13 protein-coding genes are annotated in these 14,395 nt (G+C 31.1%); 5 read left to right on the top strand and 8 right to left on the bottom strand.

Features of this window, described 5'->3' with window-relative positions; translation table 11 throughout:
- Nucleotides 1-47: 47 nt before the first annotated feature.
- The 3 genes from uptA to CN925_RS13770 all read right to left on the bottom strand — a co-directional run bounded on the left by uptA (nucleotide 48) and on the right by CN925_RS13770 (nucleotide 4,844).
- Nucleotides 48-692 carry an undecaprenyl phosphate transporter UptA gene (gene uptA / locus CN925_RS13780; RefSeq protein WP_098846799.1) on the bottom strand — a complete coding sequence of 215 codons (645 nt, stop codon included), beginning with the start codon at nucleotides 690-692 and terminating at the stop codon, nucleotides 48-50.
- A gap of 116 nt (nucleotides 693-808) precedes the next feature.
- Nucleotides 809-2,443 carry a peptide ABC transporter substrate-binding protein gene (locus tag CN925_RS13775; RefSeq protein ID WP_098846798.1) on the bottom strand — a complete coding sequence of 545 codons (1,635 nt, stop codon included), beginning with the start codon at nucleotides 2,441-2,443 and terminating at the stop codon, nucleotides 809-811.
- Nucleotides 2,444-3,212: 769 nt separating this feature from the next.
- A complete protein-coding gene (locus CN925_RS13770) occupies nucleotides 3,213-4,844 on the bottom strand; it encodes a peptide ABC transporter substrate-binding protein (RefSeq protein WP_098846797.1) in 1,632 nt (543 codons plus the stop codon).
- Between the two features lie 370 nt (nucleotides 4,845-5,214).
- On the opposite strand from CN925_RS13770, the gene pssA reads away from it, so the two are divergent.
- Nucleotides 5,215-5,949: a CDP-diacylglycerol--serine O-phosphatidyltransferase gene (gene pssA / locus CN925_RS13765; protein ID WP_098846796.1), complete on the top strand. Its 735-nt coding sequence runs from the start codon at nucleotides 5,215-5,217 to the stop codon at nucleotides 5,947-5,949.
- Between the two features lie 298 nt (nucleotides 5,950-6,247).
- Nucleotides 6,248-7,186, top strand: a complete 939-nt coding sequence (locus CN925_RS13760) for a metal ABC transporter substrate-binding protein (RefSeq protein ID WP_098846795.1) — start codon at nucleotides 6,248-6,250, stop codon at nucleotides 7,184-7,186.
- Between the two features lie 42 nt (nucleotides 7,187-7,228).
- Here CN925_RS13760 and CN925_RS13755 read toward each other — a convergent pair whose 3' ends face one another.
- The gene (locus CN925_RS13755) at nucleotides 7,229-8,512 is read right to left on the bottom strand and encodes an MDR family MFS transporter (protein WP_098846794.1); all 1,284 of its coding nucleotides are present in this window, start codon (nucleotides 8,510-8,512) and stop codon (nucleotides 7,229-7,231) included.
- 206 nt (nucleotides 8,513-8,718) lie between these two features.
- On the opposite strand from CN925_RS13755, the gene CN925_RS13750 reads away from it, so the two are divergent.
- The gene (locus CN925_RS13750; RefSeq protein WP_098846793.1) at nucleotides 8,719-9,768 is read left to right on the top strand and encodes a YkvI family membrane protein; all 1,050 of its coding nucleotides are present in this window, start codon (nucleotides 8,719-8,721) and stop codon (nucleotides 9,766-9,768) included.
- On the opposite strand, the gene CN925_RS13745 is transcribed toward CN925_RS13750, so the two are convergent.
- The 4 genes from CN925_RS13745 to CN925_RS13730 all read right to left on the bottom strand — a co-directional run bounded on the left by CN925_RS13745 (nucleotide 9,765) and on the right by CN925_RS13730 (nucleotide 13,304).
- Nucleotides 9,765-10,133, bottom strand: coding sequence for a DUF3979 family protein (locus CN925_RS13745; protein WP_098846792.1), 369 nt, complete (start codon nucleotides 10,131-10,133; stop codon nucleotides 9,765-9,767). The genes CN925_RS13750 and CN925_RS13745 overlap by 4 nt on opposite strands.
- Before the next feature lie 154 nt (nucleotides 10,134-10,287).
- The gene (locus CN925_RS13740) at nucleotides 10,288-10,665 is read right to left on the bottom strand and encodes a hypothetical protein (protein WP_098846791.1); all 378 of its coding nucleotides are present in this window, start codon (nucleotides 10,663-10,665) and stop codon (nucleotides 10,288-10,290) included.
- Nucleotides 10,666-10,744: 79 nt separating this feature from the next.
- Nucleotides 10,745-12,910, bottom strand: coding sequence for a DNA topoisomerase III (locus tag CN925_RS13735; protein ID WP_098846790.1), 2,166 nt, complete (start codon nucleotides 12,908-12,910; stop codon nucleotides 10,745-10,747).
- Between the two features lie 163 nt (nucleotides 12,911-13,073).
- The gene (locus CN925_RS13730) at nucleotides 13,074-13,304 is read right to left on the bottom strand and encodes a hypothetical protein (protein ID WP_286138349.1); all 231 of its coding nucleotides are present in this window, start codon (nucleotides 13,302-13,304) and stop codon (nucleotides 13,074-13,076) included.
- Nucleotides 13,305-13,600: 296 nt separating this feature from the next.
- Here CN925_RS13730 and cspD point away from each other — a divergent pair, with 296 nt between their 5' ends.
- Entirely contained in the window at nucleotides 13,601-13,798 is a 198-nt protein-coding gene (cspD, locus tag CN925_RS13725; RefSeq protein WP_098846788.1) for a cold-shock protein CspD, read from the top strand.
- Nucleotides 13,799-13,929: 131 nt separating this feature from the next.
- Nucleotides 13,930-14,178 carry a DUF2564 family protein gene (locus tag CN925_RS13720; RefSeq protein WP_098846787.1) on the top strand — a complete coding sequence of 83 codons (249 nt, stop codon included), beginning with the start codon at nucleotides 13,930-13,932 and terminating at the stop codon, nucleotides 14,176-14,178.
- Nucleotides 14,179-14,395: the final 217 nt, after the last annotated feature.

Below are 14,395 nucleotides of genomic sequence, written 5' to 3'. Positions count from 1 at the left end.
ATTTATCATATTATATGTAATATAACGCAAAAAAAATCATATTAATTTTATTTTCTACCTTTTGCAACTAATTTTTTTATTAAAAAATATACAACAAATAAAGCGATGGCTATAATGATTAGCATTGGGGTGTATGGAGCTAAAACTTCTTTTGCAGTTTCCCAGTTTTTGCCTAACTTCTCACCTATTTTAATAAATAGGATCGACCAAGGAATAATTGCAAGAATTGTATAAAGTGTAAATTTACCAATTGGCATCTTTGCTAATCCCGCCGGAATGGAAATGGCATGTCTAACAACTGGAATAAAGCGAGCTGTAAACACTACGCCTACACCATATTTTGAGAACCATTTTTCTGCTAAATCAAGGTGATGCTTATTGATTAGAATATATTTTCCATACTTTTCAATGATTGGACGTCCACCATAATAACCTAACCAATATAAAAATAATTGTGCAATCGTTCCACCGATCACTCCTGCCACTACAGCACCTACAAAATTTATATGCCCACCGGCTACAAGATAACCAGCATATGCTAACACAATCTCACTCGGAATAACTTCGATCATTAATCCTAATGCTACTCCTAAATATCCTAATGATGCAAAAAATTCTAATATATTATGTATAATATTTGTCAATAGGATCCCCCCTTTTCGAAAACAACTTGTACTACAATGATAATACATAGGAAGATAAAATATGTCAAAATAAAGAAATACTTAAGTGTTCGTATTATTTCATATAAAAAAAGGCTGTCCAAGTCAGTGACCTGACATTAGAACAGCCTTTTATCATTTCTTAATTATTTAATTACAACGTTTTTGTAAGTGTAATCTGATCCAAATGAATGCTCAATTAATCCAGTTACTTTTGGCTTCATAACGTATGCAATCGCACGTTGGTAAATTGGAAGAATTGCTGCATTGTCTTCTACTAAGATTTTCTCAGCTTGTAAGAATGCATCAGAACGCTTAGCTGGGTCTAATAAGAACTCTCCACCAGCTTGTGCAATTAACTTATCATACTCTTTGTTAGAGAATCCCATTTGGTTGAATGGGCTTTGAGTAGTCCACATATCGAAGAATGTCATTGGGTCTTTGTAGTCTGGACCCCATCCGCCGAATGAGATGTCATAATCTTTCTTAGAGTTTAAGTCTAATTGTTGTGCAAATGGAACTGATTTAATGTTAATTTTTAAACCTGGTAAGTTTTTAGTGAATTCACCTTGTAAGTACTCACTGATTTTTTTGTTCGTTTCAGTATCAGAACCTAATAATTCGATTGAAACATCTTTCTTACCGATTTCTTTTAATCCTTGTTCCCATAATGTTTTAGCATTAGCTGGATCGTATTTTACAAGTTGTCCAGAAGCATCACGGAAGTCTTTACCGTTAGCATCTAAGAAGTTACTTGGAGCTAAACCGTATAATGGTACTGAACCGTTATTTAAGATTACGCCTGTGATTGCTTCACGGTCAAATGCTGCATTTAAAGCTTTACGGATGTTAACATTTTTAAGAGCTGGATTTTTCGACTCGTTTACACGTAAGAAGAATACTGTTGGCTCTTTAGTTGTTCCGTAGTCAGGGCTAGATTTATATTTGTCAACAAACTCTGCAGTTAAACCTGCACGGTCAACTTCACCTGCTTCATATAAGTTAACACCTGTTTGTGGATCTTTTACAATTTTAAAGTTGATTTCTTTTAGGCCTACGTTTTTAGCATCATAGTAATCAGGGTTTTTAACTAACTTGTAGCTCTCATCATGTTTCCACTCTGATAATTCAAATGGACCATTGAAGATTAACTTGTCAGCTTCTAAAGCGTATTCTTTACCTTGAGATTCAACATACTTTTGATTTAAAGGTAAGAATGTTGGGAATGTAACTAAAGAATCAAAATATGGAATAGCTTTTGCTAATTTAACTTCTAAAGTTTTATCATCAACTGCTTTAACACCTAATTGATCAACTGGTTTTTTACCAGTAGTTACTTCTTCACCATTTTGTAATACATTCATCATGAACGCATACTCAGAAGCATTTTTAGGATCTGCTGCACGTTTCCAAGCGTAAACGAAGTCTCCAGCAGTTACAGGGTCACCATTTGACCATTTAGCATCACGTAAGTGGAATGTATAAGTTAAACCATCTTCTGATTTATCAAAAGATTCTGCGATACCAGGTTGTACTGCATCATCTTTCCCTAACACGTTTAAGCCTTCCATGATGTTACCTAAAACGTTGAAAGATTCAGCATCTGTAGTAGTACTAGAATCTAAACCTGGTAGTTCAGCTCCGCCTAGTAAGTTCAATACTTGTGGTTTTGCTTTTGCTGTTTCTTTTTTACCTTCATTTGATTTGTCTGAGTTACATGCAGTTAAAAGCATGCTCACAGCAACAGATAAAGATAGAAAATACGATACCTTCTTTTTCATTAGATTGCCTCCCCAAAATTAAACAATTAGACTTAAAAACTATTAAAATATTCAAACAATTTCCATTGTCCGAATAGTTAATAACCTTTAACTACTTTTAATTTTACATACTTTTTAGAAAATATCAACAAAAAATCGACATTTTTTTCAAAAAAATTAATAAATTTAAATAAATCTTTACTTTCTTGTAATCTAAAGATACATTTTGCACTCTTTTTTTTGCATATTAAATCAAAACTACTAATAAATGCCCCAATTTCAATAAATGATTCATGTTGGACAAATATGTATACTTTTTTAGAATTTTTCTTTTCATGTTGTTAAAAAAATATTATCCAGTTAAAAAGTAATGATCTAGGTACCTTTTAACATTCACCCATTTTGTTTTAACATAATACGTCCTAAAAAATAGAAAGGTGTTCCTTTTTTTATTGGAATCTCTAATCCTTGATACGAAAGTTATGTCTCAGATTTCCACTACAGGTTGCTTGCTTTCTATGGGGCGATTATAAAAAATAATAATTTTAAAAACATTCGAATACTCAATAGAACGAATTGTAAAAAAGATGATATTTGATTTTTGACAGTTAGTTAAAACTTTTAAATTCCAACCAATACCTCTGTTTTAACAATAAGATGACAAAAAAATAATAAAAATACTATTTTTCCTTTAAATTCATATAGTGTTCTAGTTTTCGATATTGACCACAATCTATTTCGACACTCTAAAAAAAGAGAAGGGCGAACCTTTCTCTTTTTTTAGATCTTATTATTTTTTGTTAGAAGCCCACTTGTAAGAGAAATCTCCACCAAATTTGTGCGCAATAATACCTTTAACTGAATCTTTTTGTAAATATGCACGACCGCGTTGGTAAATAGGAGAAATACCAGCTTCATCCATAATTACTTTTTCAGCTTGTACCATATTTTCCCAACGTTTTTGTGGATCTGCTTCTTTTTTAGCAGCATTTACAAGCTCATCATATTTTGGATTGTTGTATGCCATTTCATTGAATGCGCTGTTAGATAAGAACATATCAATAAATGTCATTGGATCTGGATAGTCTGGACCCCAACCAGAGAATGAGAAGTCGTAATCTAATTTTTTCTCGTTATCAAGTTTAATTTCAAACGGTTGTGGAGCTACAGTAATTTTCAAACCAGGTAAGTTCTTCTCAAGCTCACCAGCCACATATTCAGCAGCTTTTTTACGAGTTGTATCATCATAAGAAAGCATTTTTAACTCAAATTTATCTTTACCAAGTTCTTTTTTAGCTTCTGACCATAATTTTTTAGCTTCTTCGACATTATATTTGTTAAAGTCACCATTATGATCACGGAAGTCTTTTGAATCTGGCCCTTTTACCCATTCAGAAGGTACTAACCAATAAGCAGGTTTAGACCCATCATTTAAAATCGTAGATGTAATAGCTTCTTTATCGTATGCTAAGTCAAATGCTTTACGAACTTTAGCATTTTTAAAGAGTGGTAGTTTTTCATTGAAACGGAAGAATACTAAACGAGCATCTAATTGTGTTTTGTATTCAGGGTCATTTTTATATTTATCAACATATTCAGAATCAAGCATTACTTTATCAATATCGCCGTTTTCATATAAGTTAACTGCAGCAGAAGTATCTTTAACTACATTGTATTTAATTTCATCTAACTTAACTGTATCCTTGTCCCAATATTTAGGATTCTTCTTTAATGTAAAGCTTTGCTCATGCTTCCATTCAGATAAAGTAAATGGACCATTGTATAATTGAGTATTTGCTTCTAAACCATATTGATCCCCTTTAGACTCAACCCACTTTTGATTTTCAGGTAAGTATGTACCAAAAGTAGTTAACTGTAAGAAATAAGGAGTTGGTTGTTCTAGCGTTACTTGTAATGTTTTATCATCTAGTGCTTTCACACCTAATTGATCTTTTGGCATTTTACCATTGAAAATGGCTTCAGCATTTTTCACATAGTATAAAATGAATGAATATTCAGATGCCGTTTTTGGATCTACAGCTCGTTGCCAACCATAAACAAAATCATTAGCAGTTACTGGCTCACCATTTGACCATTGTGTGTCACGTAAATGGAAAGTATAAGTAAGTCCATCTTTACTAATTTCAATCGCATCTTTTTTAGCAACCCCATCTACTACATCGTCACCTTCACCTAAACGTAGTAAACCTTCATTTACATTGTTTAAAACTTCGAATGACATTGAATCAGTAGTTTTTGCTGAATCCATAGAAGGAATCTCAGTCGTTGTAGTTAATTTTAACGTTTGCTTCGTCTCTTTCTGAGAATTAGTTGCTGTTTTTTCTGTGTCTTTGCCACAAGCCGCTAGTACTGTACTTAGTACTAATAAACTTGAAACAGTTGTTGCTAATCTACGCTTCATTAGAGCACCTCCAAATATTAGTGATTATTCATGTTTATAATTTACTTATTTTTCTGAAAAATCACCTATTACTTTTTCAATATACTACAAACTTTTCGGAAAAAAAAGTATTTTTTTAATATTTAATTTATTTTCTATTAAAAATCCCTTTAAATCTTAGTTCAATTTACACACTTTTTATTATTTTTAGTGTAGTTCAAAATGATTGTATTACTATTCACATATTTTTTATTGTAATTTATTGTCGATTTTCGCAAACATTTTATGAACTTTATTATTAGTTCCCATTCTTACTAAATTTTGGGTTATAATATATCTTATTGAATTTATACATATATATTTTTTACCATCAATTATAGGAAGTGAATGTATGATAAGAAAAAGTATCCCAAACCTTTTTACTCTAGGGAATTTATATTGTGGATTTCTATCGATCGGTTTTGCAGCTAAAGGAGAATTTAGAAATGCAGCAATTCTTATTTTAATAGGAATGATGCTTGATAGTATGGACGGTCGAGTTGCTAGAGTTTTAGGAGTCCAATCACAATTAGGAAAAGAATTAGACTCATTAGCTGATATTGTTACTTTTGGAGTTGCACCTTCCTATTTGGTATTTTGTACCCAATTTTCAACCGAAGGAATCTTTGGTTTAGCAATTGCTGGTTTATTCCCACTGTTTGGTGCGTATAGATTAGCACGATTTAACGTAACACCTATTTCGACATCATTGAAGTATTTTACTGGTGTACCGATTACAGCAGCTGGTGGTCTTGTTGCCTTTTTAACATTATTTGGAAGTCGAATACCGCAAATTGTCATTATTACAGTTTTTGTAGCATTGGCATTCTTAATGGTTAGTCGAATTAAAATTCCAAGTTTTAAAGATATCCCAATCCCTAAATATGCGACCATTATTACGGTTTTTTTAGGATACGCATTATATCTTGTATGGCATGCTAAAAAAGAACAATGGCCATTCTTTATTTATATAGCCATTCCGCTATACATCTTCTTTATTTTCTTTCAGTTTTTCAAAAGTAAAAAGAAGCAAGCAGGTAATGAAAATAAAAAACCACGTAAATTCCGTTTAAAAAGAAAATCATAATAACTAGTATGTATTGATGAATACTTTTCATCAATGCATATTTTTTTTATCTATTAATCCTTTCGAATCGCATTTTTCTTGCACATTCATAATTACTGTTCTATAATGACAAAGGATTAAATCGTATTTATTACGATTTTGAGAAGTTAATTAATGTAGTTGGATAAAGATGTTCTATTTTTTTTATTACATAAAAAGGAATGATTACGAATTAGTTAAACAATTTTAACTTTTTTCGTTTATAAACAACCTCATTATTAAATACTAAAAATGATTAATTTTTTAGGGAGAGAAAAAAATGAAATTTAAGAAATTAGCAATTACGACATTGCTATTAACAAGTGCGGTTCTATCAGCTTGCAATAAAGAAACGCAAATGCAAAGTACTAAAAATAAAAATAAACTGACGATTTATACAACCATTTACCCTTTACAAGATTTTACTGAAAAAATTGGTGGTAAATACGTTGACGTTCATTCCATATACCCTACTGGTGTTGATACTCATGATTTTGAACCAACTTCTAAACAAATTGTGAAAATCGCAAACTCTGATTTATTTGTTTACAATGGTGCAGGTATGGAACCTTTTGCAGATAAAATCAGTGATACACTTAAAAATAATAATGTTTCGATCTTAGAGGCTACAAAAAATATTGAATTAATAAAGTCAAACGAAGAAGAAATTGAGGCGGATGAAGACCATAATGACGTTGATCCCCACGTTTGGTTAGATCCATCTCGCGCAAAGATTGAAGCACAAAATATTAAGGATGAATTAATTAAATTAATGCCAAAAAACAAACAGTACTTTGAAGCAAATTATCAACAAATTGAAAGTCAATTTGATGAACTTGATCGTGAATTAAGAAATTTAGTTTTACATTCTGAACGTAAGGATATTGTTGTTTCACATGCAGCTTATGGATATTTGGAAGAACATTATGGAATTGAACAAATCCCAATTACAGGACTTTCCCCCTCTCAAGAGCCTTCACAAAAGGATTTAAAGAAAGTCGTTGATTTCGTTAAACAACATCATGTCAAATATATTTTATTCGAATCGTTTGCTACTCCAAAAGTAGCATCTGTTGTAAAAAATGAAACACATGCTAAAATCTTAAGACTTAGCCACTTAGCAACTATTTCAGAAGATGATTTAAAGAAGCATAAAGATTATTTTGACTTAATGCAAGAAAATATAAACACATTAGATAAGACATTAAATAACCGTTAAAAAAGAGGACTCAAAATTTTTTTGAGTCCTCTTTTACATTATTTATCCAACCTTTGTTTTAGCAGAAGTTGGTTCGGATTTTCTTTTGATTTCTTTAAACATCAATTCAAATAAATACGCGCCACACAAGGCTAGGATCGTAATGATACTAAATGTCCATTTATATCCAATCAGCCCAGCTAATGGTATTGTTAGTGGTGCAATAGTTCGTCCAAGTGACCATCTTAAGCCTGCTGCTGCGAAATACTGTCCACGTTGATTTTCAGGAGCAATTTTTGCAATAAATGAATTCTGATTACCTACGACTAAAATTTCACCCAAAGTAAAGAGTGCCATTGCTATAAAAATAACATATGCACTTAGTGTGAACCCAAATAACAACATAGATAAAGCATAACAAACAGACGATGCAAAAAATAAAAATCTTTCATTAAACTTATTGGCAAATTTCGTTATTAAAACTGTAAACAAAGCCACGATTAAACCATTTTCGGCTATGACCCAGCTAAATAACGTTTCACTATTTGTCTTTAATGTAAAATCACCAAAACTAAATAGTGTTTGGATAGGAATACTTTCTTTTATATAAACCGCTAGTAATAAATCTAATTGAGTAAAAGTTTGAGAGATTAATATACCAGCAGCAACAAATAAGAAAAATACCTTATCGGTAAAAATAATACGATAATTCTTTACTTGATTAATTAAAACTTTTGAAACAGAAGCTTCTTTTACCTGTCTTATGGAGTCTGGTAGTGACTCCTTTATTAATAGTAGAATCATAAATGCGACACTTAAAAAGATGAATGAAGATATACTAAATAATAAAAACCTTGCTTTAAAAAATAAAATCCCACCGATAATAGGTCCGATTACAACATTAATGTTTATCATCGTATAAAACACAGCAAAGACTAAGTTTCTTTCGTCTTTATCTTCAACTGTATCAGCTACCATAGCCGAACTTGCAGGATTGTATAACATCCCTGTGACACTAATAATTGCAAAACCAAAAAAAGTTAACCATGGAGAATTTAAAATAGGTGAATTTGCAATTGTTAGCAAGATCATTCCTCCCGCTTGAATAAAAGCTGAAATCACCATCATTTTTTTTCGGCCATATGTATCAGCCAAATAACCACCGATTAAATTTGCAAATACCCCAACTGCTTGAGAGCACATTAGTAAGATCCCTGCTGTCACTTTACCTAATTCTTCAGCAAAATAAATTGCTAAAAAAGGTAAATACATCCAAAAGAATAATCCAAAGAAAAACTCAGCAACCAGCCTAATCTTCATATTAAAATTCCATTTAAGTATATTCATGATGCCCCGCCCCCCTAACCTACTCACTTTAACATAATAAAAAAAATGCGTAAAATGAATTTTTTTAAATGGGGTCTTCTCTCTTCTAGGAAATCAAAAACAATAAATTCATTTAATTGGTCCATTTATAAACTTTTACTTAGGGAGCATGTCTATTTTCCTAAGATGTATCATACAATTTAGTACTACATTTAGGAGGACTTCCTATGAAATTCAACTTTAGTAAAGAAGCCCGAAATATAGCCTTTACATATGTCGGAACAGTGATTGGAGCAGGTTTTGCTACGGGTAAGGAAATTGTAGAGTTCTTTTCAATTAACGGAGTATATGGTGCAATGGGGATTCTTTTTGCGACTGTATTATTTTGTTGGTTTGGAACTAAAATTATGACAATAGCTCATACATATAAATTAAATTCTGCTCAGCAATTTAATGTACTATTGTTTGGAGAACTCGGGGGAAATATTATTAATGGGCTATTATTTTTTGTTTTAATTGGCGTTACAAGTGTCATGTTGTCAGGTGCTGGAGCTGTATTTAAAAATTACTTACACTTTGATTCCTTTATTGGATCATTATTTTTTATCGTTTTGACTTTTATTGTTTTAAGAAAAGGGACAAGTGGTTTATTCAGCCTAAATAATACAGTAGTCCCAATTATGTGTGCTTTTATCGTCGCAGTTTTCATCAATTCACATTTACCATTTAAAATGCATGAAATAAAACTTGAACATATTCTACCTTCTATTAATATGCTTAACTTTACAGTGTTTACAAAACCAATAACCTATGTTTGTTTAAATATGGCGCTAGCCCAGGCCGTTTTAGTACCTATTGGTTTTGAGTGCAAAGAAAAATCTTCAATTGTTCAAGGTGGGGTATTAGGCGGTTTAATATTAGGCACTATTTTATTACTAATTCATCTGAACGTATCAGGTGTAACCAATTTTCAACAATATGAAATTCCAATGGTTGAAGTAATTAAAAAAATCCATCCAATTTTCTATTACTTTTTCCTAATGGTTATTTTAGCTGAAATTTTTACCACATTAGTTGGAAACATATATGGGATGTCTAGACAAATTAATTCATATATCCGATTGAATACTAATATAGTCGTTATCTTATTATTATTATGCTGCCTGTTTATTAGCATCATTGGCTATGGACCATTATTAACATTCCTTTATCCACTTATCGGCTGGATTAGTTTTCTTGTCATCTTAACTTTATTAAAACCTAAAAAATCACCTTAATCGCAATCATCGCAAACTTCATAATAAAGACCAAATTCAATGTGTAACTTTGGCTTCCATTGAATCTTAAACATCCTACTTTGCCAACGTTCTAATACAAACTGAATGGAATGTTCATCATGATCATTTATTAAGATCATTTGATGTACTTGTAGACTTTTTACGGAAAAGCGATTTTCATTTTCAACATACCAATCAATCGTTAACTCATCATATTCATTAATAATAAACTTAACATAACTATTCGGTTTATCTTTTTGACTCATTTCGCTAAAGATTCCTTCGTCAGTCACGATAATCGGGTAATCACCTTTATCATTTTTTTCTAATTTTATTTGAAAGGTATTTTCTAAAAAACAAATCATATTATCACCTTCTAATTTAGAATATGTTGATAGTTTAACAAATTAAGACAGGAAATGACAGGAATATGCCACTTCTAGAGATTTTGTTAGGTTGAAAATTTTAGTTTTCAAATTGAAAAGGATTACTCCTTATTTAAAAGAGTAATCCTTCTTTTTATTTTCGATTAGATAAAGCTTTATATTTAGACCAAGTATTTCTTCTTTCTTTCATTAAACTAATGAATTCCGGCTTACATTCATCTAAATTAGTTAACGCTACTAGTTCATTATTTTTCCATTTTGTTACTACACCTTCTGTAGTATAAATCAAATATTGGTATTCTAAGTAACTTCCTAACGTTGTTAAGCTTATTTGCTCAAAAATATTTTCTGCAAAGCTGTTAGAAAATGATACATATACTGGCCTTGTACCTACCCGATCCAAGTCAAGAACATGTACAATTTTCCGATTACAATCTATACATAATGAATAAACGGAAGGAACAATTCCACCAGTTAGAAAAACTTGTTCATTGCTATAGAATTCCTTCACTTTAATCCTCCTATTATCATTGTATATAATTATATGCAATAAAAAATAGAATTGACTAATTAATTTACATTATGCTCATTTATTTTATGGAATTTTGGATAAACAGTATCTTTCCGTCCTCATTAAATTTTAAAGAAGCTTCAAATTCTTTGCCATCTTTTGAAAATCCTTTTATAACCTCTGTAGTCTCACCGTTTAATAACTGTTTCATTATCGCTTTTGTTATTGTTTTTCCTAATATTTTTTTTGAAATTGTAACATCACATTTTGTTTTTTGGAATTGATCACACCCATAAAACGATCCTTTATCGACCATTTTACCATCGCATTTAATACATTTTCCTACACTAGTTGATCTTTTCTTTGGACCAAACTTCGAATTTTGCATCTCTTCAATTTTAAACTCTGAAAAATTCCATAACTTCTCATTTTCATATGCATCAAGAATTATTTTTTCAGTTAACTTTTTAGTTTGTTCCATAAACTCAAGGCTACTCGCTTTGCCTTCTCCAATTTCACTTAATCTCTGCTCCCATTTTGCAGTCATTTCAGGTGAAGTTAAAATATTTTCTCCTAAAGCATAGATAATAAGTTTCCCTTTATCCGTCGCGAAAACTTGATTTTTTTTAACATCAATATATTTTCTATTTTTTAAAGTACCTATAATACCAGCCCTAGTTGCCTCTGTACCTAATCCTTCAGTTTTATTTAGTATTTTCGTTAATTCTGGATTATCAATATGTTTTCCCGCAGACTTCATTAATGTTATTAATTGTCCTTCAGTATATCTTTTAGGTGCTTGAGTTTTCTTTTCTTTTACCTCTACTTTTTTAACAATTCCTTCTTGGCCAATTTCAACAACAGGTAAATTTTGTTCTTCTGCATTTTTTTCTTTTGTTTTCTCAAATATGACTTTACGCCAACCCTCTTGAACCATTACTTTCCCTTTTGAAATAAAAGTTGCTCGACCGTCTACTAGCGTATGAATTGTTGTATAGTCAAAAATTGAATTAGGATAATGTGCACTAATTAAACGATTTACAATTAGTTCATATATTTTCATTTCCTCATCATTCATTTTATGGATATTTGGGACTTGCTCAGTAGGAATGATCGCATAGTGATCAGTGACTTTTTTCTCATTAACGAAGCGACTATTATTTAATATAGACTGATTTGGCAGAGGGAAGAATTTTGAAAATTGCTCAATATTTTCAAGTTTCTTCAATATATCTGGGAGCATCATGGCTTCTTCTTTCGTAATAAAACTTGAGTCAGAACGTGGGTATGAAATATTCCCTTTTACATAAAGTTTTTGTGCAATTTCGAGTGTTTTTTGTGGTGAAAATTTATATTTACTGTTTGCATCTGCTTGTAGTGCCGATAAATTATAAAGAAAAGGTGGTTGAAACTCTTTTCTTTCTTGCTCAATATCAGTAATTTTAACGTTTTTGTTTTCACAAAAAGCAGCAATTTTTTCAGCTAATTCCTTTGACATAATTTTAGACTCTGATTCTTTATGCCATTTTCCAAAAAATTTTTGCTTATCAAACAAGAATGTAGCAAAAACTTCCCAATAAGGTTCGGAATTAAACCTTTCAATCTCAAGTTCTCTTTTGACGATGAGCGCGAGTGTTGGAGTTTGAACTCTTCCTAACGAAAATACATCCTGAATTCCTTTTTTTTGTAAATGTAATGAATAGACTCTTGATGCATTCATTCCAACTAACCAATCAGCACATGCTCGACTATATGCCTCAAAGAACAAGCTTTTTGTTTCACTTTCGTCCAATAGTTGACTAAATCCTTTTTTAACGGCATTTTCTGTTAATGAGGAAATCCAAAGCCTTTTCATTGGCTTTTTATTTCCGGCTAAATTTAAAATAAGGCGAACAATATGTTCTCCTTCACGCTCACAGTCACCAGCAAGTATTATTTCAGTAACTTCATCTAGGTGAACTAAATTCTTAATGATTGAAAATTGATCCCACTTCCCTTTTGAAACTTTATGCCCAAAGCGATTAGGTATAATTGGCAAAGTATTCAATGACCACTTTTTCCATTTTTCATCATATTCTTCAGGTGATAATAGCTCACATAAATGCCCAATAGCCCAAGTTAAATAAGCACCTTTTGGAAAAAACTCATTCGGTTGAATGACTAAGAACCCTTTTTTCTTTTGGAACTTAAAAGGAGCTGCGAGCTTTAAACCTTGATCAGGCTTTTCGGCAATAATTAATTTCATTTTCTTCCTCACAATTTAAACTAATTTTTGTAACTTTATTTGCTAGATATAGTTATTATATAACTTATGTAATGGTAGGGAAAGCACGAAGGAACGAAAAAAAGGCAGTGCCAAAAGAATTCCTTCTCTTGATCCTGCCTTTGCTGCTATTGATGATTTGCTCTTAACTACATACTGGATTACGTGGTATTTGAATAAACTCTACTTCTTCTAATATTTTTATTCGTTTTGTTACAATGACAACATAGTTAGCCGTCCATATATATTGAGGAAAGTTATTTTCGTCAACCATCATTGCTTGAAATGTATCATTCATCATTTCTTCAAATTTTTCCTCTGTCATTAAATCATTTTCAATTTTAAATTCAATCCATTCGCAATGAATCATATTCATCTCTCCGTCTCTTTTAAAGTGAAATCAAGATTGATTCTTTATAGTAATTTAAATGACTTACTATGGTTGTAGTATATCATGTACTTTTATATTTGTGAATAATTTCACAAATTTATATTAACTTTTTATTTTATTTGTGAAATATTTAAGTCAATTGAATGTTTATTTTGATATTAAGCGCTTACTTGACTTATATTCTTAATAGTTGTATATTAATTTCAACATTTATTATAAAAAGATTAATAAATGGAAATTTTTTCGCGCTTCATGTGCAATGTTTTAGGAGGAAAAGAAAAATGCAAGGAAAAGTAAAATGGTTCAACAATGAAAAAGGTTTCGGATTCATCGAAGTTGAAGGTGGAGACGATGTATTCGTACATTTCTCAGCAATCCAAACTGAAGGATTCAAATCTTTAGAAGAAGGTGCAGAAGTTTCTTTTGACATTGTTGAAGGTAACCGTGGACCTCAAGCTGCTAACGTAGTAAAGCTATAATATAAACTTGACTACATAAAGGACTGATTGATCAGTCCTTTTTTATTTTTATAAAGAGAAAAAAATCCTCTCTCTTTTCATGATTCCTATTTTATTTGGGAATACTACGAAGTGAAATAAGGAGGGTGTTTATGTCAAACTTTAATAATTTTGAAGATGTAGAAATGAAAGTTAAAGCTGCAGAGAGGCTTGTAGGCTATGCAACAATGAGTATGGACGAGCAACAATTAACAGATGCAACTACTGCTGTAAATCAAGCAAGAGAACAACTGGAAAAAATGAAAGGCCTTGCAACTGATCTAGATGACGAGTTTTTAAAGAAACAAGAAGAAGACTTAATGCATATCGAGCAACAAATAAGAGAAGCAAAGATATTCTAAAAAATCAAGTTTTTAGCACAATTGTCAACACACTAAAAGAAGGTACTTAAAATAGTACCTTCTTTTCAGTGTGTTGACATATGAGCTTTTCAACTACGCTAATTTTTGGTTGATTTCCACTAAAACCTTTCATGAGTAAAGAACTTTCTAATTTTTGCTAGTTTACTTCCTCATGAACGTGTTATGAGGAAGTATCTTTCTATTTTTCGCTAGTTTA

Origin of the sequence: Bacillus sp. AFS055030 (assembly GCF_002574545.1) — a bacterium.
Taxonomy (GTDB): domain Bacteria; phylum Bacillota; class Bacilli; order Bacillales; family Bacillaceae_G; genus Gottfriedia.
This window is presented reverse-complemented; position numbering and strand designations above follow the sequence as displayed.

What these genes read in the sequence shown, in the direction of transcription:
- uptA (WP_098846799.1), bottom strand. Translation starts at nt 692, where the DNA reads ATGTATTATCATTGTAGTACAAGTTGTTTTCGAAAAGGGGGGATCCTA.
- CN925_RS13735 (WP_098846790.1), bottom strand. Translation starts at nt 12,910, where the DNA reads ATGAAATTAATTATTGCCGAAAAGCCTGATCAAGGTTTAAAGCTCGCA.
- CN925_RS13720 (WP_098846787.1), top strand. Translation starts at nt 13,930, where the DNA reads ATGTCAAACTTTAATAATTTTGAAGATGTAGAAATGAAAGTTAAAGCT.
- CN925_RS13775 (WP_098846798.1), bottom strand. Translation starts at nt 2,443, where the DNA reads ATGAAAAAGAAGGTATCGTATTTTCTATCTTTATCTGTTGCTGTGAGC.
- cspD (WP_098846788.1), top strand. Translation starts at nt 13,601, where the DNA reads ATGCAAGGAAAAGTAAAATGGTTCAACAATGAAAAAGGTTTCGGATTC.
- CN925_RS13770 (WP_098846797.1), bottom strand. Translation starts at nt 4,844, where the DNA reads ATGAAGCGTAGATTAGCAACAACTGTTTCAAGTTTATTAGTACTAAGT.
- CN925_RS13750 (WP_098846793.1), top strand. Translation starts at nt 8,719, where the DNA reads ATGAAATTCAACTTTAGTAAAGAAGCCCGAAATATAGCCTTTACATAT.
- CN925_RS13730 (WP_286138349.1), bottom strand. Translation starts at nt 13,304, where the DNA reads ATGAATATGATTCATTGCGAATGGATTGAATTTAAAATTGAAAATGAT.
- CN925_RS13755 (WP_098846794.1), bottom strand. Translation starts at nt 8,512, where the DNA reads ATGAATATACTTAAATGGAATTTTAATATGAAGATTAGGCTGGTTGCT.
- pssA (WP_098846796.1), top strand. Translation starts at nt 5,215, where the DNA reads ATGATAAGAAAAAGTATCCCAAACCTTTTTACTCTAGGGAATTTATAT.
- CN925_RS13745 (WP_098846792.1), bottom strand. Translation starts at nt 10,133, where the DNA reads ATGATTTGTTTTTTAGAAAATACCTTTCAAATAAAATTAGAAAAAAAT.
- CN925_RS13760 (WP_098846795.1), top strand. Translation starts at nt 6,248, where the DNA reads ATGAAATTTAAGAAATTAGCAATTACGACATTGCTATTAACAAGTGCG.